At 73.3% G+C, this 26218-nt stretch carries 19 protein-coding genes; 10 read left to right on the top strand and 9 right to left on the bottom strand.

Going from position 1 to position 26218, the window contains the following annotated elements; all coding sequences use genetic code 11:
* Nucleotides 1–325 precede the first annotated feature (325 nt).
* Both N4G70_RS34790 and ptsP read left to right on the top strand, forming a co-directional pair.
* Nucleotides 326–775, top strand: a complete 450-nt coding sequence (locus N4G70_RS34790; protein ID WP_261716781.1) for a PTS glucose transporter subunit IIA — start codon at nucleotides 326–328, stop codon at nucleotides 773–775.
* Between the two features lie 84 nt (nucleotides 776–859).
* Nucleotides 860–2530 (top strand): phosphoenolpyruvate--protein phosphotransferase, encoded by a 1671-nt coding sequence (gene ptsP, locus N4G70_RS34785; protein ID WP_261716780.1) that lies wholly within the window; start codon nucleotides 860–862, stop codon nucleotides 2528–2530.
* 95 nt (nucleotides 2531–2625) lie between these two features.
* On the opposite strand, the gene N4G70_RS34780 is transcribed toward ptsP, so the two are convergent.
* Together N4G70_RS34780 and N4G70_RS34775 are read right to left on the bottom strand one after the other, a co-directional pair.
* Entirely contained in the window at nucleotides 2626–3510 is an 885-nt protein-coding gene (locus tag N4G70_RS34780) for a hypothetical protein (protein WP_261716779.1), read from the bottom strand.
* 24 nt (nucleotides 3511–3534) lie between these two features.
* Nucleotides 3535–4809, bottom strand: a complete 1275-nt coding sequence (locus N4G70_RS34775) for an MFS transporter (protein WP_315904334.1) — start codon at nucleotides 4807–4809, stop codon at nucleotides 3535–3537.
* A 45-nt stretch (nucleotides 4810–4854) separates the two neighbouring features.
* On the opposite strand from N4G70_RS34775, the gene N4G70_RS34770 reads away from it, so the two are divergent.
* Nucleotides 4855–6174, top strand: a complete 1320-nt coding sequence (locus tag N4G70_RS34770) for an aminotransferase class I/II-fold pyridoxal phosphate-dependent enzyme (RefSeq protein WP_261716778.1) — start codon at nucleotides 4855–4857, stop codon at nucleotides 6172–6174.
* Here N4G70_RS34770 and N4G70_RS34765 read toward each other — a convergent pair whose 3' ends face one another.
* Nucleotides 6175–8163, bottom strand: coding sequence for an acetoacetate--CoA ligase (locus N4G70_RS34765; protein WP_261716777.1), 1989 nt, complete (start codon nucleotides 8161–8163; stop codon nucleotides 6175–6177).
* A gap of 217 nt (nucleotides 8164–8380) precedes the next feature.
* Between N4G70_RS34765 and N4G70_RS34760 the strand changes: the two genes are divergently transcribed.
* The gene (locus N4G70_RS34760) at nucleotides 8381–10735 is read left to right on the top strand and encodes a TIM-barrel domain-containing protein (protein WP_261716776.1); all 2355 of its coding nucleotides are present in this window, start codon (nucleotides 8381–8383) and stop codon (nucleotides 10733–10735) included.
* Between the two features lie 65 nt (nucleotides 10736–10800).
* On the opposite strand, the gene N4G70_RS34755 is transcribed toward N4G70_RS34760, so the two are convergent.
* Nucleotides 10801–11319, bottom strand: a complete 519-nt coding sequence (locus N4G70_RS34755; protein ID WP_261716785.1) for an NUDIX domain-containing protein — start codon at nucleotides 11317–11319, stop codon at nucleotides 10801–10803.
* 125 nt (nucleotides 11320–11444) lie between these two features.
* Here N4G70_RS34755 and N4G70_RS34750 point away from each other — a divergent pair, with 125 nt between their 5' ends.
* From N4G70_RS34750 to glpK, 5 genes are all read left to right on the top strand, one after another.
* Complete coding sequence (locus N4G70_RS34750; RefSeq protein WP_261716775.1) at nucleotides 11445–12320, top strand: M15 family metallopeptidase; 876 nt, start codon at nucleotides 11445–11447, stop codon at nucleotides 12318–12320.
* A 198-nt stretch (nucleotides 12321–12518) separates the two neighbouring features.
* The gene (locus tag N4G70_RS34745; protein ID WP_261716774.1) at nucleotides 12519–12875 is read left to right on the top strand and encodes a DUF962 domain-containing protein; all 357 of its coding nucleotides are present in this window, start codon (nucleotides 12519–12521) and stop codon (nucleotides 12873–12875) included.
* 118 nt (nucleotides 12876–12993) lie between these two features.
* Nucleotides 12994–13422, top strand: a complete 429-nt coding sequence (locus N4G70_RS34740; RefSeq protein WP_261716784.1) for a Zn-ribbon domain-containing OB-fold protein — start codon at nucleotides 12994–12996, stop codon at nucleotides 13420–13422.
* Complete coding sequence (locus N4G70_RS34735) at nucleotides 13419–14609, top strand: lipid-transfer protein (protein WP_261716773.1); 1191 nt, start codon at nucleotides 13419–13421, stop codon at nucleotides 14607–14609. The genes N4G70_RS34740 and N4G70_RS34735 overlap by 4 nt, the downstream gene beginning before the upstream one ends.
* Nucleotides 14610–14808: 199 nt before the next feature.
* Entirely contained in the window at nucleotides 14809–16320 is a 1512-nt protein-coding gene (gene glpK, locus N4G70_RS34730; RefSeq protein ID WP_261716772.1) for a glycerol kinase GlpK, read from the top strand.
* 63 nt (nucleotides 16321–16383) lie between these two features.
* On the opposite strand, the gene N4G70_RS34725 is transcribed toward glpK, so the two are convergent.
* From N4G70_RS34725 to N4G70_RS34710, 4 genes are read right to left on the bottom strand one after another with little or no spacing between them, the layout of a single operon-like run.
* A complete protein-coding gene (locus N4G70_RS34725; RefSeq protein ID WP_261716771.1) occupies nucleotides 16384–16989 on the bottom strand; it encodes an ATP/GTP-binding protein in 606 nt (201 codons plus the stop codon).
* Nucleotides 16970–17413: a DUF742 domain-containing protein gene (locus N4G70_RS34720; RefSeq protein ID WP_261716770.1), complete on the bottom strand. Its 444-nt coding sequence runs from the start codon at nucleotides 17411–17413 to the stop codon at nucleotides 16970–16972. Before N4G70_RS34720 ends, N4G70_RS34725 begins: the two co-directional genes overlap by 20 nt.
* Nucleotides 17414–17440: 27 nt before the next feature.
* Nucleotides 17441–17887: a roadblock/LC7 domain-containing protein gene (locus N4G70_RS34715; protein ID WP_261716769.1), complete on the bottom strand. Its 447-nt coding sequence runs from the start codon at nucleotides 17885–17887 to the stop codon at nucleotides 17441–17443.
* A complete protein-coding gene (locus N4G70_RS34710) occupies nucleotides 17884–20745 on the bottom strand; it encodes a nitrate- and nitrite sensing domain-containing protein (protein ID WP_261716768.1) in 2862 nt (953 codons plus the stop codon). Before N4G70_RS34710 ends, N4G70_RS34715 begins: the two co-directional genes overlap by 4 nt.
* A 289-nt stretch (nucleotides 20746–21034) precedes the next feature.
* Between N4G70_RS34710 and N4G70_RS34705 the strand changes: the two genes are divergently transcribed.
* Nucleotides 21035–21532: a hypothetical protein gene (locus tag N4G70_RS34705; protein ID WP_399037906.1), complete on the top strand. Its 498-nt coding sequence runs from the start codon at nucleotides 21035–21037 to the stop codon at nucleotides 21530–21532.
* 39 nt (nucleotides 21533–21571) lie between these two features.
* On the opposite strand, the gene N4G70_RS34700 is transcribed toward N4G70_RS34705, so the two are convergent.
* Nucleotides 21572–26194 (bottom strand): hypothetical protein, encoded by a 4623-nt coding sequence (locus tag N4G70_RS34700; RefSeq protein ID WP_261716767.1) that lies wholly within the window; start codon nucleotides 26192–26194, stop codon nucleotides 21572–21574.
* Between the last annotated feature and the right edge of the window lie 24 nt (nucleotides 26195–26218).

Raw genomic sequence — 26218 nt, 5'->3', positions numbered from 1 at the left:
TCGGCGATTCAGACTCTAGCAAGTCTTTTCCGTCTTCCCGACCACCATCTCTGCGGGCATGCAGAAACAGAAATCCGGGTTAGGGTTGGGACTTGGTAGGTGCCGCCGACCGCCGAATCACAGTGTCGTGATGGGGTCAGGCAGGAGTACGACAGTACATGCCGCCGGGAGTTGAGGCAAATCGTTTCCGGTGTGCACCTAGGTCTGCCAACCGGCACTCGCCGTGCGGAACTGGGACTTCTTATGACTTACCCTTCTGAACAGTACGCCGTCCAGGACAGGTAGTGACGGCGACACTAGAAGCTCCGCCCCTGGGAGGCTCCCCATGACTAGCGTGACGTCCCCACTTGCCGGACAGGCCATCGGGCTCGCTGCAGTGCCCGACCCCGTCTTCTCCGGCGCGATGGTGGGCCCCGGCACCGCTATTGATCCCGTACGTGAGCCGTCGGCGGCCGTGGCGCCCGTGGACGGCGTCGTTGTGTCCCTGCACCCGCACGCCTTCGTCGTCGTCGACGGCGAGGGCCACGGTGTGCTGACCCACCTGGGAATTGACACCGTTCAGCTCAACGGCGAGGGCTTCGAGCTCCTCGTGAACAAGGGTGACACCGTGACGCGCGGCCAGGAGGTCGTGCGCTGGAACCCGGTCGCCGTGGAGGCCGCCGGCAAGTCGCCCATCTGTCCCGTCGTGGCTCTCGAGGCCACTGCTGACTCCCTCTCCGATGTCGTTGACAGCGGCGACGTGAAGGCCGGCGACGCGCTCTTCGGCTGGCAGTGACGCCGGCGCCGTCGTGACGGCGCGCTCTGGACAGATATCAACGGCGGCGGCATCGACCGCCGCGACTATGCGGAGACGGGTGAGATGGAGACAACGCTGCGAGGTGTCGGCGTGAGCCACGGTGTGGCGATCGGCGAGGTACGGCACATGGGCACGGCGGTTCTCGAGCCGCCTGCCAAGCAGATCCCGGCATCGGAGCACGGGCGCGAACAGGGGCGCGCCCGCCAGGCCGTGGAAGCTGTGGCGGCCGATCTGATGGCGCGGGGCAACCTGGCCGGCGGTGAGGCGCAGGCCGTGCTCGAAGCCCAGGCGATGATCGCCCAGGACCCGGAGCTCATGTCCGACGTCGACCGTCGCATCGTCGTGGGCAGCACGGCGGAGCGGGCCGTGTACGACGCGTTCTCGCACTACCGCGAACTGCTCGCGGGTGCCGGCGAGTACATGGCGGGACGCGTCGCCGACCTCGACGACGTGCGGAACCGGATCGTGGCGCGCCTGCTCGGCGTGCCGATGCCGGGTGTGCCGGACAGTGACGAGCCGTATGTGCTCATCGCCCGGGACCTCGCGCCCGCCGACACCGCGCTGCTCGACCCGGCGCTGGTGCTCGGCTTCGTGACCGAGGAGGGCGGGCCCACCAGCCACAGCGCCATCCTGGCGCGCGCCCTCGGTGTGCCCGCGATCGTCGCCCTGCCCGGCGCCGGTGAGCTGGCCGAGGGCACGCTCATCGCCGTGGACGGCAGCACCGGCGAGCTCTTCGTCGACCCGAGCGTGGAGAAGCAGGCCGAGCTCGAGCGGGCCGCCGCCGAGCGCAAGGCCGCGCTGTCCGCCTCGTCCGGCCCGGGTGCCACCTCGGACGGCCACAAGGTGCCGCTCCTCGCCAACGTCGGCGGTCCCGCCGATGTTCCGGCGGCGCTGGAGGCCGGCGCCGAGGGTGTCGGTCTGTTCCGTACCGAGTTCCTCTTCCTCGACGACTCCGCCAAGGCGCCGTCGGAGGAGAAGCAGGTCGAGGCGTACCGCAAGGTGCTCGAGGCGTTCCCCGAGGGGCGCGTCGTGGTGCGGGTCCTGGACGCGGGCGCCGACAAGCCGCTCGACTTCCTGACTCCGGCCGACGAGCCGAACCCGGCGCTGGGCGTGCGTGGTCTGCGCTCGCTGCTCGACCACCCCGAGGTGCTGCGTACGCAGTTGACCGCGCTGGCCAAGGCCGCCGAGGGTCTGCCGGTGTACCTCGAGGTCATGGCGCCGATGGTGGCCGACCGTACCGATGCCAAGGCGTTCGCCGACGCGTGCCGGGAGGCCGGGCTTCGGGCGAAGTTCGGGGCGATGGTGGAGATTCCCTCCGCCGCGCTGCGCGCCCGCTCGATCCTCCAGGAGGTCGAGTTCCTTTCGCTCGGCACCAACGACCTGGCGCAGTACGCCTTCGCGGCCGACCGTCAGGTGGGCGCCGTGTCCCGGCTCCAGGACCCGTGGCAGCCCGCGCTGCTCGACCTGATCTCGCTGTCCGCCGAGGCCGCCAAGGCCGAGGGCAAGAGCTGTGGTGTGTGTGGCGAGGCCGCCTCCGATCCGCTGCTGGCGTGTGTCCTGACCGGGCTGGGTGTCACCAGCCTGTCGATGGGTGCCGCTTCCATTCCTTATGTACGCGCGACGCTGGCCAAGCACACGCTGGCCCAGTGCGAGCGTGCGGCGTCCGCGGCCCGTGCCGCGGACACGGCCGAGGACGCGCGCAAGGCCGCGCAGGCGGTGCTGTCCGGCGAGTGACCGCGTGGTCGTGAGACCGGTGTGAGAGGGGCTTCCCGTCGCGGGTGCGGCGGGGAGCCCCTTTGTCGTTGCCTCAACTCCGTTGCGTCAGTACGTCAGTGGTGGGTGTCGGGCTGGTCGATGGGGAATCCGGGGCGGTATTCGACACCGGGCTCGGGCGCGACGGGGTCGCCCGTCTCCGCGTCGGTGCAGTAGGCGCTGAACACCTCGCCCTCGGTGAGGGGGTCCAGCCGGCCCTGGTGCAGCCGCCAGCCGTGCAGCCGGTCCGGGGCGCCCGGCTCGGTGGTGCGCAGGACGAGCCCGCCGGCGCTGTGGCGGGCGATGCCCGCCGCGAGAACCGTGACGAACTCGGCCGCGTCCCGCTCGTCGAGCCGGGCCGGCTCGAAGCCCTCCCGCTCGGCGTGCAGGACGGCGATGAGCTGCTCTTCCTGGGTCGGGATGCTGCATACCAGGTGCTGGATGCCGGGGCCGGCCGTCTCCAGCAGGGTCAGCAGGAGCTGTGAGGCGCGGTCGAAGGCGTCCCTGCCGATGTCCTGGCCGCATTCCGCGCAGTCCCCCGCTTCGGCGAGGAGCATCGTGGCGTACTCCCAAGTCGCTTTGCGGACCGCCTTGTTGATGAGCTGGGGGACGAGGCTGTCGATGGGCTGGCCCGCGTAGGCGACGCAGGCGCCGCCCGCCGCCAGTTCGGCCGTGAAGCGGGTGCGGCTGTCCGGGGTGTCCGGGTCGAGGCCCTTCGACGCGCAGAAGTCGGTGAACTCCTCCGGGTCGAAGAGGGCGACCGTGGTGTGCGCGCCCTGGGCGGCGAGCGAGCGGAGGAGGCCTTCGACCTGGCGGAGGTAGCGCCGGTGGTCGTCGAAGACGAAGGATCGGTATCTCGTCATGGCCGTGAAGTCGTGCGCGTCGGCGATCAGGCCGACGGTGCTCGGCATTTCACGGCGGAGTGTGCGCCGGATGGTCCGGATGTCGTGGGTGTGCGCCATGTTTCCCCCTGAGCGCGGTGTCGATCAATGCTCACTCACCGTAACCGGAGGCACTGACAGTGAGGTCCCCCGCGGTCGTGGGCGGACCAGCCGGTGCTGGGCGAGGCAGGTTCCGGCGATGACGGTGCCGAAGGTGATCCAGCCCGCGGGTCCGGTGGCGATGGCGGCGGTGACGGCGAGGGGGCCGAGGCTGCGCTGGACGGACTGGGCCAGGCCGTGGACTCCGAGGTAGGCGCCCTGGGCCTCGCCGGGCGCGAGGGCTATCGAGAGTTCCCAGGAGATGGTCGCGTGGACGATCTCGGCGAGTGTGAAGGCGACCGTGGCGGCGACGAGGAAGACGGTGGCGAATCCGGCGCCGTGGGCGGCGGAGGCCGCGATGGCGAGGCCTGCGAGCGCGAAGGTGGCCGAGAGCGGGAGGAGCAGCCGCCGGGCCGCCGGGGTGGTGGCCCCGAAGCGGGCGAGGGGGACTTGGAGGCCCACCACCATCACGTTGTTGATCACCATGAGCAGGGGGACGAGGCCGTGCGGGGCGTCGGTGGCGTGCACGGTCCACAGGGGGAGGCCGATCTTGAACACGGCGTCGTCGAGGAAGAGGACGGTTTCGGTGCCTACGAAGGCGAGGTAGCGGCGGTCGCGCCAGGGGTTGGTGGGGCTCGGTCGTGTCGGCGGTTCCCCGGACTTGGCGACTGTGCGGGGCGGCGCCGAGGGCTCCGCGCAGAGCGTGGTGATGACGGCGGAGCCGAGGAAGGAGAGGGCGTTGCCGGCCAGGAGCCAGGTGTAGGCGGAGACCGAGCCGACGGCGAGGGCGCCGGCCGCGGCGAGGCCGCCGACCGCCCAGCCCGCGTTGGCGACGGTCCGGCTGACGGCTTGGTAGCGCACGCGCTGGGGGCCGGCGATGCGGGCCGCGTACAGCTTGGTGAGCACATTGGCCGAGCGGTCGCCGAAGCTTCCGATGGAGGCGAACAGGAGCAGGAGGGCGAAGTTGTCGGTGGTCAGCAGCGCGAACGCGGCGACGGCACGCAGGGTTTGGAGGCCGACCAGGACGCGGGTCAGGGGCAGGCGGTCGGCGATGCGGCCGCCGATGGGGGCTCCGGCAATGCCGACGGCACCGGAGGCGGCGACCAGGGTGCCGATCTGGGCGAGGGAGAGCCCTGCCACATAGGTGAAGTAGAGGACGGAGACGGCTTCCCAGAGGCCGCTTCCGGTCCGGTCGACGAAGGCGACGGACAGCATGCGGCGGCCGTCGAGGCCTCCTGGAATGCGTTCCCACAGTGCGGCACGTCGGCGACTCCAGCTCACGGCTCCCCCTTGACCCGATTTATGTATTGGTACATACTTCAGTACGTGGCAACACAATATTCGATCGCGGGTACGACAGCCAGGGGAATTGCCTCATCGGTGGAGCGTGCCGTCGCCGACGGAGGCCTCGGGCCCGGCGATGCGCTTCCACCCGTGCGCAAGCTGGCCGATGAACTGGCGGTGAGTCCGGGGACCGTGGCCGCCGCCTACAAGGAGCTGCGCGGGCGCGGTGTGGTGGTGACGCGGGGCCGGGGCGGAACCGTGATCGCCGCGGCGCCCGCCGTCGCCTCGCGGCGGCCGCCGAAAGTGCCCGAAGGCCTGCGCGATCTGGCGGGGGGCCATCCCGACCCGGCGTTCCTGCCGGACCTGCCGGGGCTCGCGGCGCCCTCGACCGGCCCTCGCTCGCACCGCTCCACCCCCCGGCTGCCGTCCCTGGAGGAGCGGGTGCGCGCCTGGTTCGACGGGGACGGGGTGCCGTCGGAGTGCGTGACGTTCGCCCACGGAGCCCTCGACTGCATCACGCGGCTGCTGACCACGGAGCTGCGCCCCGGGGACGCGGTGGCCATGGAGGACCCGGGCTATCACCATTTGCTCGACCTGCTCCAGGCCATGGGACTGCGCACGATCGCGGTGGCCGTGGACGACGAGGGCATGCGCCCGGCCGCACTGCGCGAGGCGCTGCGGGCGGGGGCGCGGGCCGTCGTGTGCAGCCCCCGGGCGCAGAATCCGTACGGAGGCTGCTTCTCGGCCGTCCGGCGCGACGAGCTGGTCGAGGTGGTGCGGCAGGCACCCGAGGTGCTGGTGATCGAGAACGACCACGCCGCCGAGATCGCGGGCGCCGAGCTCAACTCCCTTACCGGCGGCGGCCTTTCGCGCTGGGCGCAGGTGCGGACCGTGACCAAGTACCTCGGGACCGATCTGCGCTGGGCGGCCGCCGCGTGCGACCCGGTGACGCTGGCGCGCCACGACGGGCGGCTGCTGCTCACCTCCGGGTGGGTGAGTCATCTGTTGCAGGCGGCCGTGCTGACCCTGCTCGACGACCCCTCGGCCCAACTCCTGGTGAGGCGCGCGGAGGCCGCCTATGGGGAGCGGCGTGCGGCCTTTGTCAAGGAGCTCGCCCAGCGCGGGATCGGGGCGCACGGGGCCAGCGGGATGAATGTGTGGGTGCCTGTGCGCGACGAGTCCGCCGTCGTCAACGGGCTGCGTACCCGCGGCTGGTGGGTGGCGGCCGGGGCCCGGTTCCGGATGGCCTCGGCGCCCGGCGTACGGATCACCGTGGCCGGACTGGACAGCTCGGGGGCGGCGCGCCTGGCCTCGGACTTCGCCGAGGTGCTGGGCGAGTCCGAGGCCACGTACGGGGGTTGATCAGCGGCGCTTGCGGGCGACGTCCTCGTAGAAGCGCAGCAGATCCAGATTGTCCACCGACCCGGGGTTGACGGCCTTGTCGAGGGCGGCTCCTTGGAGCAGGCGCTTCACGGGGACCTCGATGCGCTTGCCCGTGAGGGTGTGCGGGACGCCCGGCGCCTCGATGATCTCGTCGGGGACATGGCGGGGCGAGAGCTGCTCCCGGATGGCCTGCTTGATCTTCGTACGGAGGGAGTCGTCCAGGACCGCACCCTCGGCGAGGTGGACGAACAGGGGCATCCAGTAGCCGCCGTCGGGCTCTTCGAGGCCGATGACGAGGGATTCGCGGATCTCGGGGAGGCGTTCGACGACCTCGTAGATGTCGGCCGAACCCATGCGCACGCCCTGGCGGTTGAGGGTCGAGTCGGAGCGGCCGTGGATGATCACCGAGCCCCGGTCGGTGAGGGTGATCCAGTCGCCGTGGCGCCACACGCCCGGGAACATGTCGAAGTAGCTGTCGCGGTAGCGGCTGCCGTCGGGGTCGTTCCAGAACCGGATCGGCATCGAGGGCATGGGGTTGGTGACGACGAGTTCGCCGACCTCGCCCACGACGGGCCAGCCCTGCGCGTCCCACGCCTGGAGGTCGGTGCCGAGGCAGGGGGCCTGGAGCTCGCCGATGTGCACCGGCAGCGTGGGAACCGCCCCCGCGAAGCAGGAGCACACGTCGGTGCCACCGCTGACCGAGGCGATCCACAGGTCCTCGCGCACCTCGTCGTGGAGCCAGCGGAACCCGTCCGGCGGCAGGGGCGACCCGGTGGTGGCGACGCCCTTGACCCGGGACAGGTCGACGTCACGCCCGGGACGCACCCCGGCCTTGCGGCAGGCCATGACGTACGCGGCCGACGTGCCGAACAGGGTGGCGCCGGTGCGCTCGGCCACGCCCCACTGGGCGCCCGTGTCGGGGTAGCCCGGGCTGCCGTCGTACAGGACGACGGTGGTGCCGGTGAGCAGCCCGGAGACGAGGAAGTTCCACATCATCCAGCCGGTGGAGGTGTACCAGAAGAAACGGTCCTCGGGGCCGAGGTCGCAGTGCAGGCCGAGCTGCTTGAAGTGTTCGAGCAGAATGCCGCCCTGGGACTGCACGATCGCCTTGGGCAGACCCGTCGTGCCGGAGGAGTAGAGCACCCACAGCGGATGGTTGAAGGGCACCTGCTCGAAGACCGGCTCGGTGTCACCGGCGGTCAGGGCGGCCCAGTCGAGGGTGCCTTCGGGGGCCGGGGTGCCGAGCAGCGGGATGTGCACGACGGCGCGCAGGGTGGGCAGTTCGCGGCGCAGCTCCGCGACGACGTCCGTGCGGTCGTGCTCCTTGCCGCCGTAGCGGTAGCCGTCGACGGTGAACAGGACGACCGGCTCGACCTGCTGGAAGCGGTCGAGGACGCTGCGAGCTCCGAAGTCGGGGGCGCAGGAGGTCCACACGGCGCCGACGGCGGCCGAGGCGAGCAGCGCGGTGACCGCCTGGGGGACGTTGGGCAGATAGCCGCTCACCCGGTCTCCCGGACGCACGCCGAGGGCACGCAGTTCGGCGGCGAGCGAGCCGACCTGGCGGCGCAGCTCCGACCAGCTCGTCGCGACGGGCTCATGGGTCTCGTCGACGTGCAGCAGGGCGGGGGCGTCGGCCCGCCGGGGGTCCTCGGCCGTGCGCAGCGCGTGTTCCGCGTAGTTCAGGGTGGCGCCCGGGAACCACTGGGCGCCCGGCATCGTTCGATCGGCGAGGACAGCTTCGTACGGGGAGGAGAAGCGGATGTCGAACCAGTCGGCGACGGCCTGCCAGAAGGTGTCGAGTTCCTCGACCGACCAGCGGTGGAGAGCCGGGTACCCGCCCTCGGCCGGTGCCCCGTAGCGCTCCGCGGCCCAGGCCTGGAAGCAGGTGATCCGAGCGGCCGCGATGCGTTCGGAGTCCGGCTGCCACAGGGGCGCGGGCTGCGGATCGGGGTTCGCTGCTGAAGTCATGGGTCGGCTCCCGGGCTTTAACGCGTGATGTGCGTGTTTCCCGCGCACACGCGAGGGGTGTGCGCGTGAGGCGGCTCAGAGGGACGATGCCATGTGATCGTCTCCCGCACCAGGGTGCGCCCCCCACAGTCGGATGCCTGGGCATGTGGCGCGACCACAGGTGAACGGCAGTTGAACGAACCGCGCACAGGGCCGTCCGGGTGGCAGGGTGAGCTGCATGAACGGCGATGACCTGATGCGCTCGGTGAAGGCGGCCGGTTCGGTGCGGGGGCTGCGGGCCATACGCGCGGCCCTGCGTCGGCGCCGGGCGGACGCGCGGGACCTGCCGGCGCGCGGGCGGGAGCGGGCCCGGGTGCCGGGGACGGTGACCGAGGCCGAGCCGAGGCCGGGCGGAGGCGTGGTGCGCTTCGCGCGCGCCGAGCTGGAGGTGCGGGTCGCGGCGGGCGGCGCGGTGTTCTGGGGCTGGGGCGGGGCGGGTCCCGAGCCGTCGTACGCCGTGAGCGGCCGGGCTCCCGGGCCGGACCCCCGGGCGGTCCTGGAGCCGGACAAGGACGGCGGCTGGCGCATCGTGTCGGAGCGGCTGACCGTGGTCGTCTCCCGGTACGGCGCGGTGCAGGTGTGCACGCCCGGAGGCGTGGTGCTGCGCCGGGAGCTGCCGCCGCGCTGGTGGGAGCCGGCCGGCGGCGGGCCGGCCCGCTGGCTCCAGCGCTCCGAAGTGCCCGCGGACGCACGGTTCTTCGGCCTGGGCGGGCGGGCGAACGGGCCCCGGTTGCGGGACGGCACCTACCGGCTGTGGAACACCGATCCGGGCGGCGGCTTCGGTCCGGGCGACGACCCGCTGTACATCACGATGCCGGTGCAGCTGGTGGTCGCGGACGCGGGAACCCACCTCGCGTTCTACGACAACACCTGGGACGGCCGGGTGGTGCTGCGCGAGGGCGAGGAGGGCGCCGGGTCCGGGCACGACCGTCCGGGGGCGAGCGAGCTGCGCATGGAGGGCGGTCCGCTGCGCTGCTGGGTGATGGCGGGGACGCCCTCGCGGGTGCTCCAGGGCTGGTCGGCCCTGACCGGCGCGCCCGCCCTGCCCCCGTCGTGGGCGCTCGGCCCCCAGCACGCGCGCTGGGGTTTCGGCACCGAGCGCGAGGTGCGGCGGATCGTCGGCGGGTACACCGGGCGCGGCCTGCCGTTGACCGCGCTGCACCTGGACATCGACCACTACGACGACCACCGGGTCTTCACCGTCGACCCGGCCGCCTTTCCCGATGTGCCCCGGCTGGCCAAGGATCTCGCCGAGGACGGGGTGCGACTGGTCTCGATCGTCGACCCCGGGGTCCGGGCGCAAGCCGGCAGCGCGGTGTACGAGAGCGGGCGCGCCGCCGGGGCCTTCGTCAAGGACGCCCACGGGCGCGAGGTGCGCGCAGAGGTGTGGCCCGGGGAGTGCGCCTTTCCCGACTTCACCGATCCGCGGACCCGCGCCTGGTGGGGCGCGCTGTACCGGGAGCGGCTCGACCAGGGGTTCGCGGGGGTGTGGCACGACATGAACGAACCGGTGACCTTCGCTCCGTTCGGGGACCGGACGCTGCCCCGGTCCGCCCGGCACGACCTGGACGGTCAGGGCGGCGACCACCGCGAGGGCCACAACGTCTACGGGCTCTGCATGGCCCGGGCCGGATACGAGGGACTGCGCCAACTGCGGCCCGGGGAGCGGCCGTTCCTGTTCTCGCGCTCGGGGTGGGCCGGAATGCAGCGCTACGGCGGCACCTGGTCGGGCGATGTGTCGACGGGCTGGCCCGGGCTGCGCGCCTCGCTGTCCCTGGTGCTGGGCCTCGGCCTGTGCGGGGTGCCCTACTCGGGCCCCGACGTGGGCGGCTTCACCGGAAGCCCCTCGCCCGAGCTGTATCTGCGCTGGTTCCAACTCGGCGCCTGGCTGCCCCTGTTCCGTACCCACGCCGCCAAGTGGGCGGGCCGGCGCGAGCCCTGGGAGTTCGGCCCCGAGGTGCTCGAAGCCGCTCGGTCGGCGCTGGCCGAACGGCAGCGGCTGCACCCGTACTTCATGACGCTGGCCCAGCTGGCGCGGCTGACCGGGGCGCCCTATGTGCGGCCGCTGTGGTGGAGCGCGCCGGGCGACCGGGCGCTGCGGGACTGCGAGGACTCCTTCCTGCTCGGGGACGCGCTGCTCGTGGCGCCGGTCCTGGAGCACGCCGCCGACCGGCGGGCGGTGCGGCTGCCACGGGGACGCTGGTACGACACCGCGACCGGGCAGGCGCACGAGGGGCCCGGCCAGGTGCTGCTCGACGCTCCTCTGTCGCATGTCCCCGTCCTCGCGCGGGCGGGGTCGGTGATCCCGGTGCGGGGCGCGGACGGCGGCCTGGAACTGGAGGTGTGGGCGCCGGCCACCGGACGCACCGGGGGCGGGATCGTGGTGCGGGACGCGGGGGACGGCTGGGAACGGGCGCGCGTCGAGCGGTTCTCGACCCGGGTCGAGAACGGCCGGGTGGTGGTGGAGCGGGCCGACGGCGGCCCGGACGCCGAGGTCGGGTATCCGGTGCGGGTGCGGGGCGGGGCACGCTGAGCCGGTACCGCGACCGGGCCGGGGCTCTGCCGGGCGCGGGGCGCGGCGCTGCCCGGCGCACCATGTCAGGTACGCGGCGCGGGCCCTGCGCGGTACTCCCCCGCGAACCATCTGCGGACCGCCTCCGTATGCAGCGGGAAGGTCAACTCGGCCGGTTCGCGCAGCAGTTCCCAGCCCTCTGTCTCGTCGGTCGGCGCCGGGGGCGGGAGTTCGGCGGCGCGGCGCGGGGGCAGCAGGCCGAACAGGAGCAGGTGCGCGGGGGAGCTCAGGGCGTCCGCGAGACGCACCTCGGACGCCGGGACCTCGATGCCGGTCTCCTCGCCCAGTTCGCGGACGACGGCGTCCTGCCAGCTCTCGCCGAGATCGATGAAGCCACCCGGCAGGGCGCGGCCGCCGCACCTCGGTTCGATGGCGCGGGTGATGACGACGAGCCCGGTGCCATGGGCGTCGGTGACGGGCAGCAGCGCGACGGCGACCGGCAGAGGGTTGCGGTAGGCGGTGGTGCCACAGGCGGCGCAGGTGCGGGGCCTGGCGTCGGCCGGGGCGGAGTACGGTGCTCCGCACGCGGCGCAGTGGGAGTCCATGACGGGCTGCTTGAAGGGGGCGCTCACGCGCGGACTCTAACGGACCGGGCCAGCCCTGCCGAGGAGCCGCCCCCCACCCAAGCGCCCTTCCCCGTACGCCGGTTGACCTGATAGAGGGTGTGCACATGACACGACGACGCACCGAGGGACGAACCACCTTCCTGCCACGCCCGGCGGGCGCTCCCTTTCACCGCCCGACGTCACGATCGCGGCGCGCCCTGCGCGCTCTGGCCGCCTCCGCCGCGCTGCTCACCGTCACGGCCCTCTCCCCCGCCGCGCGGGCGGCGCCGGAGCCCAAGGCGCCCGCGGAGTTCGTGGCGCTGCGTTCGGTCGACCCGTCCATCCTTCAGGAGATGCGCTACCTCACCCCGCACGACTTCGTGGGCGAGCCGATCGACGGCTACCGGCAGCCGCTGTGCATCCTGACCCGGCCGGCCGCCGAGGCCCTGCACCGCGCGCAGGTGAGGCTTCTGCGCCAGGGCTATTCGCTGAAGGTCTACGACTGCTACCGGCCGCAGCGGGCGGTCGATCACTTCGTGCGCTGGGCGAAGGACCTCGACGACGAACGGATGAAGGCGGAGTTCTATCCGCGGGTCGACAAATCGAGGCTGTTCGCGGACGGCTACATCGCCGAGAAGTCCGGGCACAGCCGGGGCAGCACGATGGATCTGACGATCGTCCGGCTGCCCGCGCCGCCCACCCGGCCGTACCACCCGGGGCAGCGCCTCGTGCCCTGCTACGCGCCGAAGGGCGAGCGGTTCCCCGACAACTCCGTCGACATGGGCACGGGGTTCGACTGCTTCGACACCCTGGCGCACACCGACGATCCCCGCATTCAGGGCGCACAGCGCGCGAACCGGCAGCTGCTCAAGACCACGCTCGCGGCGGAGGGTTTCGCCAATCTTCCGGAGGAGTGGTGGCACTTCACCTACCGGCCGGAGCCCTTCCCGGACACCTACTTCGACTTCCCGGTGGCCCGGCGCTCGGTGGCCGGGCACTGAGCCGGTGCCGCACTCCGGTTGCGCCGCCCGTCCCTGCGCGGGCAGCACGGACGTCGTGCGCGCCGATTCCGCTCGAGGCCGGGCGGGGATACGAGCGGGCGGCCGGGGCCACCCCCGTCGGTCCCGGGCGCCCGCTCTGTCTTCTCGGACGCCAAGGAGCCGTATCCGGTTCTCCGCAGAGCGAATAGGTTCTGCCGTATGACGAACACGACGAAGCCGACGTTCGACTCGTACGAGGAGTTCTGGCCCTACTACGTGGCGATGCACTCCCGGGCCGCCACCCGGTGGGTCCATCTCACCGGCACCCTCACCGGGCTGGCCCTCACCGCGTACGGACTCGCGCGCGGGCGCGGGCGGTACGCCCTCGCGCTGCCGCTCATCGGGTACGGGACCGCCTGGCCCGCGCACTGGTTCATCGAGAAGAACAACCCGGCCACCTTCGGGCACCCCGCCTGGTCGCTGCGCGGGGACCGGCAGATGATCGCGATGATGCTGGCCGGGCGGGACCGCGAGCTCGGGGAGATCGCCGCGAAGTGGCTCGCCGAGAGCCACTGAGGCGGCACCCGCCCGCGACCGCCCCTCCCCAACTCCGGGCGCCCGTGGCACACTTCTGACGTTCCGTCAGAAATGACTGCCGGGAGGGGCCTTGACAGACGCACGCTCACGCACGCCTGTGGTCGCGGGGTGGTTCACCGATGCCCAGGGGGAGAGCTTCCGGTTGCTCGGCACTCGCTGCGCCGCCTGCTCCACCGTCTTCTTTCCGCGCGAGGACGCCTTCTGCCGCAACCCCGGATGCGGGGGCGGCGAACTGACGGAGGTGCCCCTGTCCCGGCGGGGTCGTGTGTGGTCCTACACCGACGGGCGCTACCGCCCGCCCGCTCCCTATCTGTCCGACCCCCAGGTGGAGTGGGAACCCTATGTGCTTGTCGCCGTCGAGCTGGCGGCCGAGCGGATGGTGGTGCTCGGTCAGGCGGCCCCGGGGGTCACCCTCGCCGATCTGGCGGTCGGCATGGAGGTCGAGGTGGTGGCGGGGGTGCTCGACGAGGACGCCACGACCACCCGGACGACCTGGCACTGGCGGCCCGTGGAGGTGGCGGCATGAGCGGGGACATCGCGGTCCTGGGCGCGGGAATGCACCCGTGGGGCAAGTGGGGACGGAGTTTCGTCGAGTACGGGACCGTGGCGGCCCGAGCCGCACTCGCGGACGCCGGGATCGACTGGCGTGACGTCCAGGCGGTGGTGGGCGCTGACACCGTGCGCGGCGGCTACCCGGGCTACGTGGCGGGCGCCACCTTCGCGCGGGCGCTCGGCTGGCAGGGCGCCCGGGTGACCAGCGTGTACGCGGCCTGCGCCTCCGGGGCGCAGGCGATCGGCGCGGCACGGGCACAGATCCTGGCGGGCCTGGCGGACGTGGTGCTGGTCGTGGGGGCCGATGCCGCGCCGAAGGGTTTCTTCGCGCCGGCCGGGGGCGAGCGGCCCGACGACCCGGACTGGCTCCGGTTCCGGGTGCTCGGCGCCACCAATCCGGCCTACTTCGCCCTGTACGCCCGGCGGCGCATGGCCCTGCACGGCGACACGGTCGACGACTTCGCGCGCGTCAAGGTGAAGAACGCGGCGCTCGGCGCGCTCAATCCGAACGCCCGCTACCGCAAGGCCGTCACCGCCGAGGAGGTCGCCGCCTCCGCGGTGGTCGCCGACCCGCTGCGCCTGCTCGACATCTGCGCCACCTCGGACGGCGCCGCGGCCCTGGTGCTGACCGGCATGGACTTCGCACGCCGGCACGGCGTCCCCGATCCGGTCCGGATCCGCGCGGTCTCCACCATCACCCCCACCTTCCCCCGCACGGTCCTTGACCTGCCCGACATCGCCACCGACTCGGCGGTCGCCGTCGAACCCCCGCCGGAGTCGTTCCGGGCGTCCCTCGCGCGGGCCGCGTACGAGGAGGCGGGCATCGGGCCCGAGGAGGTGTCGCTCGCCGAGGTCTACGACCTGTCCACCGCCCTGGAACTGGAGTGGTACGAGGACCTCGGGCTGTGCGGCCCCGGCGAGGGGGCCAAGCTCGTCAGGGACGGGGTGACCTCGCTCGGGGGCCGGATCCCGGTCAACACCAGTGGCGGCCTGGCGTCGTTCGGCGAGGCCGTGCCCGCCCAGGCCATCGCCCAGGTATGCGAGCTGACCTGGCAGTTGAGGGGCGTCTCGGGTGCCCGGCAGGTCGAGGGGGCGCGGGTGGGGATCACCGCGAACCAGGGCCTGTTCGGGCACGGCTCGGCAGTGGTGGCGGTGCGCTGAGGCGGGCCCATCGGGGTTCGCGCCGCCGGGGCGGCACGGCGGAGTCACCCTCAACCACCGCTTCTGCCGCGCTTCTTGACGGTCCGTCATGGCCGGTGAACACTGCCCGTTGTCTCTCGGTATCGCCGGGTGGGGCGCTGGGTGGCCCCGTCCACCCCCGCGGCCCAGCGCGGCCGCGGCCAGAGCACCAGGGGTAGCCATGACGGACAGGTTCGTCGCCTCCATCGACCAGGGCACCACCTCCAGCCGCTGCATCATCTTCAATCAGGACGGGGCGATCGTCGCCGTCGACCAGCGGGAACACCGGCAGATCTTCCCCAAGCCCGGCTGGGTGGAGCACGACGCGGCCGAGATCTGGTCCAAGGTGCAGGCCGTGGTGGCGGGCGCGCTCGCCCGGGCCGGGCTGCGCGCCGGGCAGCTCAGCGCGCTCGGCATCACCAACCAGCGCGAGACGACCGTTCTGTGGGACCGGGCGACCGGCAAACCCGTTCACAACGCGATCGTCTGGCAGGACACCCGGACCTCCGCGCTCTGCCACGAACTGGGGGGCGAGCACGGGCAGGACCGGTTCCGCGACACCACCGGGCTCCCGCTGGCCAGTTACTTCTCGGGCCCCAAGGCGGCCTGGCTGCTCGACAGCGTGCCCGGCCTGCGCGCCCGGGCCGAACGCGGCGAGATCGCGTTCGGCACCATCGACTCCTGGCTCATCTGGAACCTGACGGGCGGCACGTCCGGCGGCGTACATGTCACCGACGTCACCAACGCCTCCCGCACCCTGCTGATGGACCTGACCACCCTGGAGTGGGACCCCGAAATCCTCGCGGCGATGAACCTGCCTCGCGCGATGCTCCCCGAGATCCGGTCCTCGGCCGAGGTGTACGGGACCGCCGTCGGCCAGGTGGCGGGGGTGCCCGTCGCCTCCGCGCTCGGCGACCAGCAGGCGGCGGTGTTCGGACAGGCCTGCTACGACGCGGGCAGCGCGAAGAACACTTACGGCACGGGGAGTTTCCTGCTCCTCAACACCGGTACCACGCCGGTCCCCTCCAAGAACGGGCTGATCACCACGGTCGGCTACCGGATCGGGGAACAGCCGCCCGTCTACTGCCTGGAGGGCTCCATCGCGATCACCGGCGCGCTGGTCCAGTGGTTCCGCGACCAGCTCGGCATCATCCGCAGCGCCGACGAGATCGAATCCCTGGCGGCGAGCGTCGACGACAACGGCGGGGCGTACATCGTGCCCGCCTTCTCGGGGCTCTTCGCGCCCTACTGGCGCTCCGACGCGCGGGGCGTCATCACCGGTCTCACCCGGTACGTGACGAAGGCGCACCTCGCGCGCGCGGTCCTGGAGGCGACGAGCTGGCAGACCCGCGAGGTCGTCGACGCCATGTTCCAGGACTCGGGCGTACCCATCACGACCCTGAAGGTGGACGGCGGCATGACCGTCAACAACCTCCTGATGCAGCATCAGGCAGATGTGCTCGGGGTCCCCGTCATCCGCCCCGAGGTGTCCGAGACGACCTGCCTGGGAGCGGCGTACGCCGCGGGCCTCGCCACCGGTGTCTGGTCGGGTCTCGATGAACTGGCCGCGCACTGGCGGCGCGACGCGCAGTGGTCCCCGCGCATGACGCCACCGGTCCGCGAGCGCGAGTACGCCAACTGGCGCAAGGCGGTGGAGCGCAGCCTCAACTGGCACGAGGAGGGCGACCGGTAGGCCCCCGCACGCGCGGCCCGTACCCCGGTCGGCGGAGGTACGGGCCGCGTCACGCGCGGGGCATCACGTCGTCGCGGGCTGGCGGGACTTGGCCGACATCGCCATGGCGTGCTCGACCACCCCGACGAGGATCTCCTTGACGGACTCGCGCTCCCGCGCGTCGCACATGAGCAGCGGCACCTCGGGGTCGAGGTCGAGGGCCGCGCGCACCGTGTCGGCGGGGTAACGGGCCGCGTCGTCGAAGCAGTTGACGGCGACGGTGAACGGGATGCCGCGCCGCTCGAAGTAGTCGATGCCGGCGAAGCAGTCCTCAAGACGGCGGGTGTCGGCGAGGACCACGGCTCCGAGCGCGCCCTGGGCGAGTTCGTCCCACAGGAACCAGAAACGGTCCTGGCCCGGGGTGCCGAAGAGATAGAGCACCAGGTCCTCGCGGAGCGTGATGCGCCCGAAGTCCATGGCCACGGTGGTGGTGTTCTTGCCCTCCACACCGGCCAGGTCGTCGATCGGGCGGCCCGCCTCGCTGAGCTGTTCCTCGGTGCGCAGGGGCCGGATCTCGCTCACCGCGCCGACCAGGGTGGTCTTGCCGACGCCGAAGCCGCCGGCGACGAGGATCTTGAGCGTCACCGGATCGACGTGCCGCTTTCTGCGGCTAGAGCGCCCGAAGGCCATTGATCACCTCGCGGAGAAGGGACTCGTCCGGCAGCTCGGCCGGCGGAACGGGTCGGGTTACGTGCACCAGGGCGTCGGCGACCAGGTCGCCGACCAGGACCCGGACCACCCCGACGGGGAGGTCGAGCCCCGCCGCGAGCTCGGCGATCGACTGCGGCGAGTCCCCGCAGCGTTCGACGATCTCCACGTGCTCCGGTGAGAGCGTCTGGTCGCGGCCCGGGTCGTCGGCGGCGGGTTCCGGGACGACTACGGCGATCAGGTCGAGCCGGTGCTGGCCGACGCTGGTGGTACGGCCCCGGGTCATGGCGTACGGACGCACCACCGGGCCGGCGTCGTCGTCGAACCAGTGGTGCGGCCGGCCCGGGGCGGCCACCCCCGAGGCGTCCCTCACCTGGTTCTGGGCCCGCTGGTCCGGGTCACTCATCGTGTCCCCCGCTCATGGCGCGCCCCCTCACCCTCCGGTGCGCAGGCCGGTCCGTGGTGCGGTGGTCAGATGGACGCCGACCCGCTTGACCATCAGGGTCATCTCGTAGGCGACCTGTCCGACGTCGGAGTCGGCGTCGGACAGGACGGCCAGGCAGCTGCCGTCGCCGGCGGCCGTCACGAAGAGGAAGGCGTCGTCGAGTTCGACGACGGTCTGGCGCACCCTGCCCGCGTCGAAGTGCCGGCCGACGCCCTTGGCGAGGCTGTGGAAGCCGGAGGCGACGGCCGCCAGGTGCTCACCGTCCTCGCGGGTCAGATCGCGCGACGTGCCGGTGGCGAGGCCGTCGCTGGAGAGCACCAGGGCCTTGCGGATGGAGCCGACGCGGTCGACCAACTCGTCGAGGAGCCAGTTGAGTTCGCCGGCGCCGCTCCCGGTGGCGTTGCGTGCTGCGGCTGAGTCTTGTGGCGCGGTCATCGACCGTCCCCCTCCGGTGTGGTTCGTCGTGCGGTGTCGCCCCGGCCCGGCGCGGATGGTCCTTCCGCGGTGTCCGAAGCTTCGTTGTGCCTGCGGCCGCGCTGCCAGCCGCGTTGCAGTGAGGCCATCCTGTCGCGCACCTCGTCGGCGTCGCGCTCCGGATCGGGCCCGTCGTCGGGCGGGGCGTGGTGGCCCTCGGGGGCCTTGAGCTGGGGGGCCAGGCTCGCCTGGCGGACCCGGCGCGGAAGCCCGCCCAGCGGCGGCTCGCCCGCGGGCGGCGCGTCGGGCAGGCTGCCCCAGGACGGGGCCGAGCTGGGCGCGCCCGGCAGGTCCGCCGGGTTGGCGGGCCCCGGCGCGGGCGGTTCGGCGAGACCGGCGGGCCGCACCGGTGTCAGCCCCGAGGGGCGCGGCGCGGGGCGCAGGGGCTGCGCCGCCGGGGGCTCGGGCCGGGCGTCGCCGGGGCGCGGCGGCTGGGCGGCTCGGCGTTCGGGCAGCCGGCTCTCGAAGGCGCGGGTTTCCTGGGGGGCGGGGTCGGGTTCGGATGCCGGATGGCCGCGGCCGTGGCCGTCGACGCGCCGCCCGTTGTCGCTGACCAGTGTCGGCACGCGCAGCCGGCGCGGCAGCGGCAGCGGCTCGTGGTCCTCTCCCTCGTCGGCCGCCTGCGCGTGCTGCTGGCGCTCGTCGGGGGACCCGCCGGCCCGGCGGGCCGAGCGGAGCAGCCCGGCGCGCCCGGCCTCGATGCCCTCACGGCCCACCGGCGCCTCGAACACGGAGGGCTCGTCGAAGCCCAACGGGTCGATGGGGGGCTCCAGTTCGACGGGGCCGTCCAGGACCGACTGGCCGGGGATGCCCACGGGCAGCGGTGACAGCGCGCGGCGCGGGGCGTCCGGGACGCTCCGGCCCTCGCTCCGGCCGTCACTTCGGGCGGCCTTGCGGTCGAGCCGGAAGCCGGTGCCCTCGGTCTCGGGCGCGTCGGTGAGCAGGGTGGCCGGGATGAACACGACGGCGGTGGTACCGCCGTAGGGGGACGGCTGGAGCGAGACACGGACGTTCTGACGCTGGGCGAGCCGGCTTACCACGAACAGGCCGAGGCGGTCGGTGTCGGAGAGCTCGAACTCGGGGGTCTCGGCGAGGCGCAGGTTGGCGTCGAGGAGGATCTCCGGGGCCATGCCGAGCCCGCGGTCGTGGATCTCCAGGGTGAAGCCGTTGGCGACGCGTTCGCCGTGCACCTGGACCGCGGTGTGCGGGGGCGAGAACACCGTGGCGTTCTCCAGGAGTTCGGCGATCAGGTGGGTGAGGTCGGCGACGGCGGGGCCGCCGACGCCGAGCCGGGGCAGCCTGCGCACCTCGATGCGCTCGTAGTCCTCGACCTCGGCGACCGCGGCGCGTACGACGTCCATGAGCTGGACGGGCTTGCGCCACTGCCGGGAGGCGGCGGCGCCGGAGAGGATCACCAGGCCCTCGGCGTGGCGGCGCATGCGGGTGGTCAGGTGGTCGAGGCGGAACAGGTCGGCGAGTTCGTCGGTGTCCTCGGTGCGCCGTTCCATGGCGTCCAGGAGCGTCAACTGGCGGTGCAGGAGCACCTGGTTGCGGCGGGCGAGGTTCACGAAGACCTCGGAGACGCCGCGGCGCATGTCGGCCTGTTTGACGGCGGCCTCGACGGCGGCGCGTTGCAGGGTGTTGAGGGCCTGGCCCACCTGGCCGACCTCGTCGCGTTCGTAGTCCAGGCGCGGCGCCTCGGTCTCCACGTCGACCTGTTCGCCGGCGGCCAGGCGCCGCATCACGCTCGGCAGGCGCACCCCGGAGGCCTCGTGGGCCTCCTTGCGGAGCCGGGTGAGGTCGCGGACCAGTTCGCGGCCGATGCGTACGGACATGAACAGGGAGACCAGCAGGGCCAGCAGGCCGAGCACTCCGGTCAGGGCCGCTTTCATCACCACGTTGAAGGCGACCGGCTCGACCCGGTCCTGGTAGCGGTTGCCGGCCTGGGTGCCCATCTGGGCGAGGCGGTCGAGCACCGGTGTGGCGGCCTGCTGCCAGCGGGCGGCGTCGAGGTGCCGGTCCTTGGCGGGCCCGGCGTCGATGAGGGCGGACTCGGCGGTGCGCAGCGCCTCGGTGTCGGGGCCGCTCCAGTACTGCTCGAAGCGGTCGCGTTCGGCCCGGGGCAGGTTCTCCAGGTCGGTTTCGTAGAGCAGCCGGCGGTTGGCCACCAGGTCGGCCATCCGGCGCAGTTCGGGGGCGGTCGTCCTCGGGGTGATCAGGGAGGAGGCGACGAGGGCGTCCTCGCGCGAGAGCATCTCGCGGGCCCGGGTGATGCCGACCAGGGCGCGGCCCTGCTTGTCCATCTCCACGTTCTCCAGGGCGTGGAGATTGGTGAGGAATCCGTAGCAGGGGTCGATGAGGCGGTTGTAGAAGTCCAGCGCCTGGGGCCGGTCGACGGAGCCCTGCTCCACGGACCGGCGCAGCCCGGTCAGCGAGTCGAAGCCGTCGAGCACGGCCTTGAGGCGTTCCTTCGCGGCGGGTTGCAGGTCGCCGCGGACGTCCGGGTTGTGGGCGGCGGCGCGGATCCTGGTCATCGCGATGTCGGTGGCCACCCGGCGGGCGCGGAGCGAGGCGAGCGCGTCGGACGGTCGCTGGTCGGCGAGATAGACGAGGGTCTGGCGGCGCTCCTGCTGGAGGACGCGGACGGTGTCCTCGATGGGGTAGCCGACCTTCTTGACGATGTGCGCCACGTCCATCAGGCCGCCGGCCTGTCGGCCGGTGAGGTAGGTGGAGAACCCCCACAGCGCGGTGAGGGAGACGAGCGGCACCAGCAGCAACGCCACGATCTTCCTGCGGATGGACTTCCCGCGAAAGCGCATGGCCTCCCCCAGATCAACCGTCAACAAACGGCGTGAGCCTACTACCGACCCACAGACAACTCGAAGGCACGTCCGGACGATTTTCGGCCGCTGTCAGAAGCGGTGATCATGCGTTGTCCCGGTATTCCGGGAGATGGCACCCCCGCCCGAAGCCGAGGACACCCGTCATGGCGGCTTTTCGCCCCTTCCGGCAGATGGCTGGAAGTGCTCCTCCCGGCCAATTCCCGGGAATCTCACGGGAGTTCCGTTCGTCTGTCCGTACGGGTGGTGCGGGACGAGCGGGGTACGCGTGACGGGGAGCGGGTCCGGTCCAACGGGCCCGGACGGCGCGCGGCCGCGGCGGGCGCGAGGCATCGAGCCTTCGCCGGTGGGGAGGAATGCAGGCATGAGCGTTGAGCAACGGCCCCTGTGGGTGGAAGAACCGGCCGTACGGCCCCGGCTGCCCGACCCGGTCCGTACGGCGGCCGTCCGCGCCGTCATCATCGTCGCGGCCACCCTGATGCAGGCGATGATCGCCTTCCTGTCCACGCTCGCCGGTTCCTGGCTGGCCTTCCCGATGGTGCTGAGCAGCGTCGGCAGCACGGTCCTCGCCACCTGGGGCGTGCTCGACGTCTGGGTCACCCGGCAGGTGTGGAACCAGCGCAACGGCGTGGTGTCGATGCCCAGCAGTTCGGCGCGCAAGTTGCGCCGGGAGCGGCGCCGGGCCCGCCGGGCGGCGCGTACCACCGAGGGGGCGGCTCGAATACGTTCCGCGGACGGCTCGGGGCAGCGGCTGTCCCGGGCGTGAGCCGCCCGGGCGCCACCGCCCCGTTCCTCGGCGGGCCGCTCAGGCGGGCTTCTTGAACATGCGCGTCGCGGTGATCTCGCCGTGCACGGTCTCGCCCGCGGTGTCCTGCTGGGGAAGGCCGGGGCGCAGGTGCTCCTCGACGCTGATGTACTTCAGGCCCGCCCTCAGGTCCGCGTCGTTGCGCAACCGGATCACCAGGGGGAACTCGGCGAGCGCCGTGGTGTCGAACAGGCCGGTCGTGTACAGGAGTTGGACGCCCAGGGCGTCGGAGACGGCCCGCTGGAGCTCCAGGAGGTAGGTCGCGTTCGCGCGGCCGATGGGGTTGTCGAGGAAGAGCGTGCCGGCGTGACGGTGCTTGTCGCGGCCCCGGTCGTTGCTGCGCAGCGCCGCCATCGTGCAGTACAGGGCGATAGCGGCGGTGAGCAGCTGGCCGCCGGAGAACACGTCCCCCATCTGTCCGACCGGGACACGCTCGGCGCGCAGCACCGCGTCCGGCTTGAGGATCTCCACGGAGATGCCGCGCGGTTCGAGGGCCGCCTGGACTCCGCGCAGCAGCAGGGACATGCCGTCGCGGCGCAGATCGGAGTTCTTCTTGACGGCGGCGCGGGTGGCCTCGTCGATGACCCCGCCGAGGCGTTCGGTGAGGGTGGCCTGGTCGGGTTCCTCGAAGCGGACCCGCAGGAACTCCTGGCCGGACCACTCGCCGAGCCCTTCGGGAAGCTGCGACAGGCGCTGGGCGGAGCGCAGCGTGGTGAGCGCCGAGTCCACCAGCCCGCGCAGCCGGTCGACGATCGAGTCGCGGTTGCGCTCCAGTTGCTCCAGCTCGTCGGTCAGGACGCGCAGCCGGGGCTCGAAGGCGGCGGCCCAGGCGGCGGCGTGCTCGGGCAGGGCGACGGCGGGCAGTTCGCGGATCTGCTGGCGCGCCGGGGTGCGGACCTGCTCGTAGCGGGCGGCGTTGGCGTGACGCACCAGGATGTCGCTCGCCTCGCGCACCGCGGCGTCGGCGGCCGACAGGTCACCGGTGCAGCCGCGCAGGGCGCGCCGGGTCTCGGTGGCGGCCTGGCGGGCCTCCTCCAGGGTGCCCGGGTACGGCTCGGGCGCGCTCTCCTCCTCCGGGCCCTGGCCGTTGTCCCGCAGCAGGTCGCGCAGGAGCGCCGCGGTCTCCTCGAAGCCGCCCGCCCCGTCCTCGGCGGCCCGGTGGGCGGCGAGCAGTTGGGCGTGGGCGGCCCGCGAGGCGTCCAACTCGTCGGTGCGCGCGGCGAGTTCGGCCGTCGCGCCCCGCAGCAGGGCCTGGGCCTGTTCGGCGTCGGCCGGCACCTGGTCGTCGGGGAGCTCGGTGTGCGCGGCGCCGTCGGCGGGGGCCAGGCGCTCGGCCTCGCCGCGCAGCCGGCCGAGCTGCTCGCTGGCCGTGGACGCGCGCGTCTCCAGCATCTGCACGAGCGACTCGGCGCGGGCGGCGGCCGCCTGGCGGGACGGGCCGTCCGCGCCGTCGGTGCCTTCCAGGAGCGTGGCCGCGCGGGTGCGCACCTTGTTGGTGAGCCGGTCGAGTTCGGCGAGCGCCGCGCTCTCGTCGCTCTCCGCGCGGGCCTGCTCGGCGCGCAGATCGGCGCCGACGCCGACCTTCTCGTACAGCTGGGACGCGGCGCGGTAGGCCTCGCGCAGGGCGGGCAGAGAGGTGCGCGGAGCGTCGGCTTCCGGCTCGGGGAGGTTCTCGGGTGCGCCCGCGATCTCGGCCCGCTCCGCGCGCAGCGCGCGCGAGGTCCGGTGGGCGTCGTCGGCGGCGCGCTGGGCGGCGCGGCGGTCCTCGTCGGCCGCCTTGGCGCGCTCCAGGAACGTCTGGGCGCGGGCCTCCGACTCGGCCGCCTCGTCGGCGAGTTCACGGAGTTTGACCTGCCAGCCGGCCCGCTCGCGGAGCCGGAAGGCGAGGCCGGCGAGCGCGTCGGCGGCACGCCGGGCGCGCTGGGCGGCCTCTTGGCGCTCCTCGCGCACCCGCGCGGTCTCGGCGGCCGCCTCGTCCGCCTCGGCCCGCGCGCTGCGGGCCTCGGCCAGCACCTGGGCGGCCTCCCCTGCGGCATCGCGGGTGGTGCGGGCGGCAGCGGCGAGTTCGGCGAGCATGCCGGGCGGGCAGTCGGCGCGCCAGGAGCCGATCCGGGCGGCCAGCGAGCGGTCTCCGGTGAGCCTGGCGGCCAGCGAGCGGATCTCCTCGTCCCGGGCGGTGGCGCGGGCGCGCAGTGCCTGGCGTTCCTCGTCGGCGGCGTGCTCGTCGTGCATCGCCGGGTTCGGCGGTACGAGGAAGATGCCGCTGTCGGTGCCCGAGTCGGGGGCCGGAACGGGCGCGAGCAGGGCGGCGGTGGTGCCGACGGCCACGGCGGAGCGCGGCAGCAGGGCGGCGCCGGCGAGCGCCTCGCGGGCCCGGGCGTGCGAGGCGGGGTCGGTGATGACCACGCCGTCGACGAGTTCGGGGCGGGCCGCGAGCACGGCGGCGTGGTCGGCGGGCGCGACGGCCTGGGCGAGATAGCGCCAGCCGGGCAGCGCGGGGATGCCGTGCTCGCCGAGGTATTCGACGGTGGCCAGCACATCGGGGCTGGGCGGCAGGAGTCCACCGTCACCGAGCGCGCCGAGGATGCGCGCGTCGTCGGCGGCCGCCGTACGCAGATCGAAGAGCTGGCGTTCGGCGGAGGCGACCCGCTGGTCGAGGAGCTCGCGCAGTTCCTCCGCCGAACGGTCCAACTCCTCGGCGGTGAGCGGACTTTGGCCACCCTCGCCCTCGTGCTTGCGGGGCTCGGGCACGGCGGCACCGGGGCGGTCCGACAGGGCGGTGGGCAGGCCGAGCAGTTCGGCCAGGCGCTCTTCCCCGGCGAGCGACTCGGCGGCCCGGCGCTCCGCGTCGTAGGCATGACCGGCGGCGCGTGCGGCGTCCTCGGCGCGGGCCGCGGCCAGTTCGGCCCGGGCCTCGACGGAGGCGGCCTCGCGGGCCCGGTCGGCTGCCGTGCGGGCGGCTTCGCGGGCGGCGTCCCAGCCGGCCACCGCGGCCTTCTCGGCATCGCTCGCGGCGAGCGCGGCCCGCGCCGGGTCGGCGTCCGGGGCGCTGTCGTCCAGCCAGCCCGCGCGGACCGCCTCGGCGGTCTCCTGCTCGACCTCGGCCAGGCGCTGGCGCAGATGCCCGGCCTCGCTGCGGGCCCGCTGGGCCTCGGTCGCGGCGGCGGTGGCATCGCGATGTGCCGCCTCGCCGGCCTCCTGGAGGGCGGCGGAGCGCTCCTCCTCCTCGGCCGCGACCCGCTCGCCGTCCTCGGCGGCCGCGTGCAGGGCCCGTACGAGATCGGCGGCGGCCTTGGCGCGGGCGGCGAGGGCGGGGGCCGCGTCGCGCTCGGCCTCCTGGATGGCGACGGCGACACGGGCCGAGCGGTCGGCGGCCGCGCGGTGGCGCAGGACTGCCTCGGCGGCCTGCCAGGCGGAGTGCAGGGTACGGGCGTCGGCCAGCTCGCGGCGCTGTGCCGTGGCGGCCTTCTCGGCGACCGCGAGGGCCAACGAGGCGTGGCGGTAGGCGAGTTCGGAGGCGATCAGGGAGCTGCGGCCGCGGGCCTGCTCGGCGAGGGTGACGTGGTGGGCGGCGGCGGTGACCTGCTGGGCGAGGTCGGCGGCGCGGCCGCGCTCTTCGGTGGCGCGGGCCGAGAGGCGCCGGGCGAGCCTGCGGGTTCGCCGTTCGGCCCCGGCATGGACGTCGCGGGCCCGCGCGCGGGTGTCGGCGGCCTCGACGATGCGGTTCAGGAGGTCGACCGAGCCGGCGGTGAAGTCGCGTTCCGCGGTGAGTTCGGCGCGGCGGCCGAGCTTGTTGCCGAAGCCGCTGACCAGGTCGGCGAGGCCGTCGGTGTCGCGGGTGTCGGTGACGGCGCGCAGGAGCAGGTCGGTGAAGTCGGAGTCCTTCTTGACCGCGAACAGGCCCGCGGCCTCACCCTCGTCGGCGTTCATCTCCCGCTGGTAGCGGAAGAGTTCGGGGTCGAGACCGAGGTCGCCGAGGTGCTCGTTCCAGCGGTCGTGGATCTCCTCCCAGTACACCTCCAGATGGGGGTAGGCCTTGGTCGCCTCGGTGATGGCGTCGCGGAAGCCCTTCATCGTGCGGCGCCGGCCCTGCGCGCCCGAGACGCCCTCGGCGGACGGCCGCATCGCGCTGGACTCGGCGACCGGCAGCGAGTCGAGGCTGAGGCCGGGCCCCGGCCGGAAGGAGTACCAGGCCTCGGCGAACTTCCGCGGGTCGTTGGAGACTTGGCGCCCGCGCCATTCACTGACCTTGCCGACCACGACGAGTTCGCCGGTCAGGGTGTGCTGCCACTCCAGGGCGACGTGCCCGCAGTCGTCGGCGAGCAGGAACTTGCGCAGCACGCCGGAGCTGGCGCCGCCCAGGGTGTTGCGGTGGCCCGGCAGCATCACCGAGAAGATCAGCTTGAGCAGTACGGACTTTCCGCCGCCGTTCTCCAGGAAGAGCACGCCCGCGGGAGCGGGGCGGCGCGGCGGGCCGACCGGCTCGTCCTCGAAGAACTCGGCCTGCGCGGGGGCCGGGTTGGGCACGGGCGCGCCGACTCCCCGCAGGTCAAGCACGGTGTCGGCGTAGCGCGCACCGGCAGGCCCGATGGAGTAGAGGCGGACCCGGGACAGCTCGTACATGTCGGCGGACTCTCGTGGTGGTGG

Source organism: Streptomyces sp. ASQP_92, assembly GCF_025399895.1.
In the GTDB taxonomy this organism is placed as follows: Bacteria; Actinomycetota; Actinomycetes; order Streptomycetales; family Streptomycetaceae; genus Streptomyces.
Note: the sequence above shows the minus strand (reverse complement) of the source record. Positions and strands in the feature narration are given on the sequence as shown.

Bases quoted from the DNA above. Each gene is read 5' to 3' on its own strand.
- N4G70_RS34790 (WP_261716781.1), top strand. From the start codon at position 326: ATGACTAGCGTGACGTCCCCACTTGCCGGACAGGCCATCGGGCTCGCT.
- ptsP (WP_261716780.1), top strand. From the start codon at position 860: ATGGAGACAACGCTGCGAGGTGTCGGCGTGAGCCACGGTGTGGCGATC.
- N4G70_RS34780 (WP_261716779.1), bottom strand. From the start codon at position 3,510: ATGGCGCACACCCACGACATCCGGACCATCCGGCGCACACTCCGCCGT.
- N4G70_RS34765 (WP_261716777.1), bottom strand. From the start codon at position 8,163: ATGACTTCAGCAGCGAACCCCGATCCGCAGCCCGCGCCCCTGTGGCAG.
- N4G70_RS34760 (WP_261716776.1), top strand. From the start codon at position 8,381: ATGAACGGCGATGACCTGATGCGCTCGGTGAAGGCGGCCGGTTCGGTG.
- N4G70_RS34755 (WP_261716785.1), bottom strand. From the start codon at position 11,319: ATGGACTCCCACTGCGCCGCGTGCGGAGCACCGTACTCCGCCCCGGCC.
- N4G70_RS34750 (WP_261716775.1), top strand. From the start codon at position 11,445: ATGACACGACGACGCACCGAGGGACGAACCACCTTCCTGCCACGCCCG.
- N4G70_RS34745 (WP_261716774.1), top strand. From the start codon at position 12,519: ATGACGAACACGACGAAGCCGACGTTCGACTCGTACGAGGAGTTCTGG.
- N4G70_RS34735 (WP_261716773.1), top strand. From the start codon at position 13,419: ATGAGCGGGGACATCGCGGTCCTGGGCGCGGGAATGCACCCGTGGGGC.
- glpK (WP_261716772.1), top strand. From the start codon at position 14,809: ATGACGGACAGGTTCGTCGCCTCCATCGACCAGGGCACCACCTCCAGC.
- N4G70_RS34725 (WP_261716771.1), bottom strand. From the start codon at position 16,989: ATGGCCTTCGGGCGCTCTAGCCGCAGAAAGCGGCACGTCGATCCGGTG.
- N4G70_RS34720 (WP_261716770.1), bottom strand. From the start codon at position 17,413: ATGAGTGACCCGGACCAGCGGGCCCAGAACCAGGTGAGGGACGCCTCG.
- N4G70_RS34715 (WP_261716769.1), bottom strand. From the start codon at position 17,887: ATGACCGCGCCACAAGACTCAGCCGCAGCACGCAACGCCACCGGGAGC.
- N4G70_RS34710 (WP_261716768.1), bottom strand. From the start codon at position 20,745: ATGCGCTTTCGCGGGAAGTCCATCCGCAGGAAGATCGTGGCGTTGCTG.
- N4G70_RS34700 (WP_261716767.1), bottom strand. From the start codon at position 26,194: ATGTACGAGCTGTCCCGGGTCCGCCTCTACTCCATCGGGCCTGCCGGT.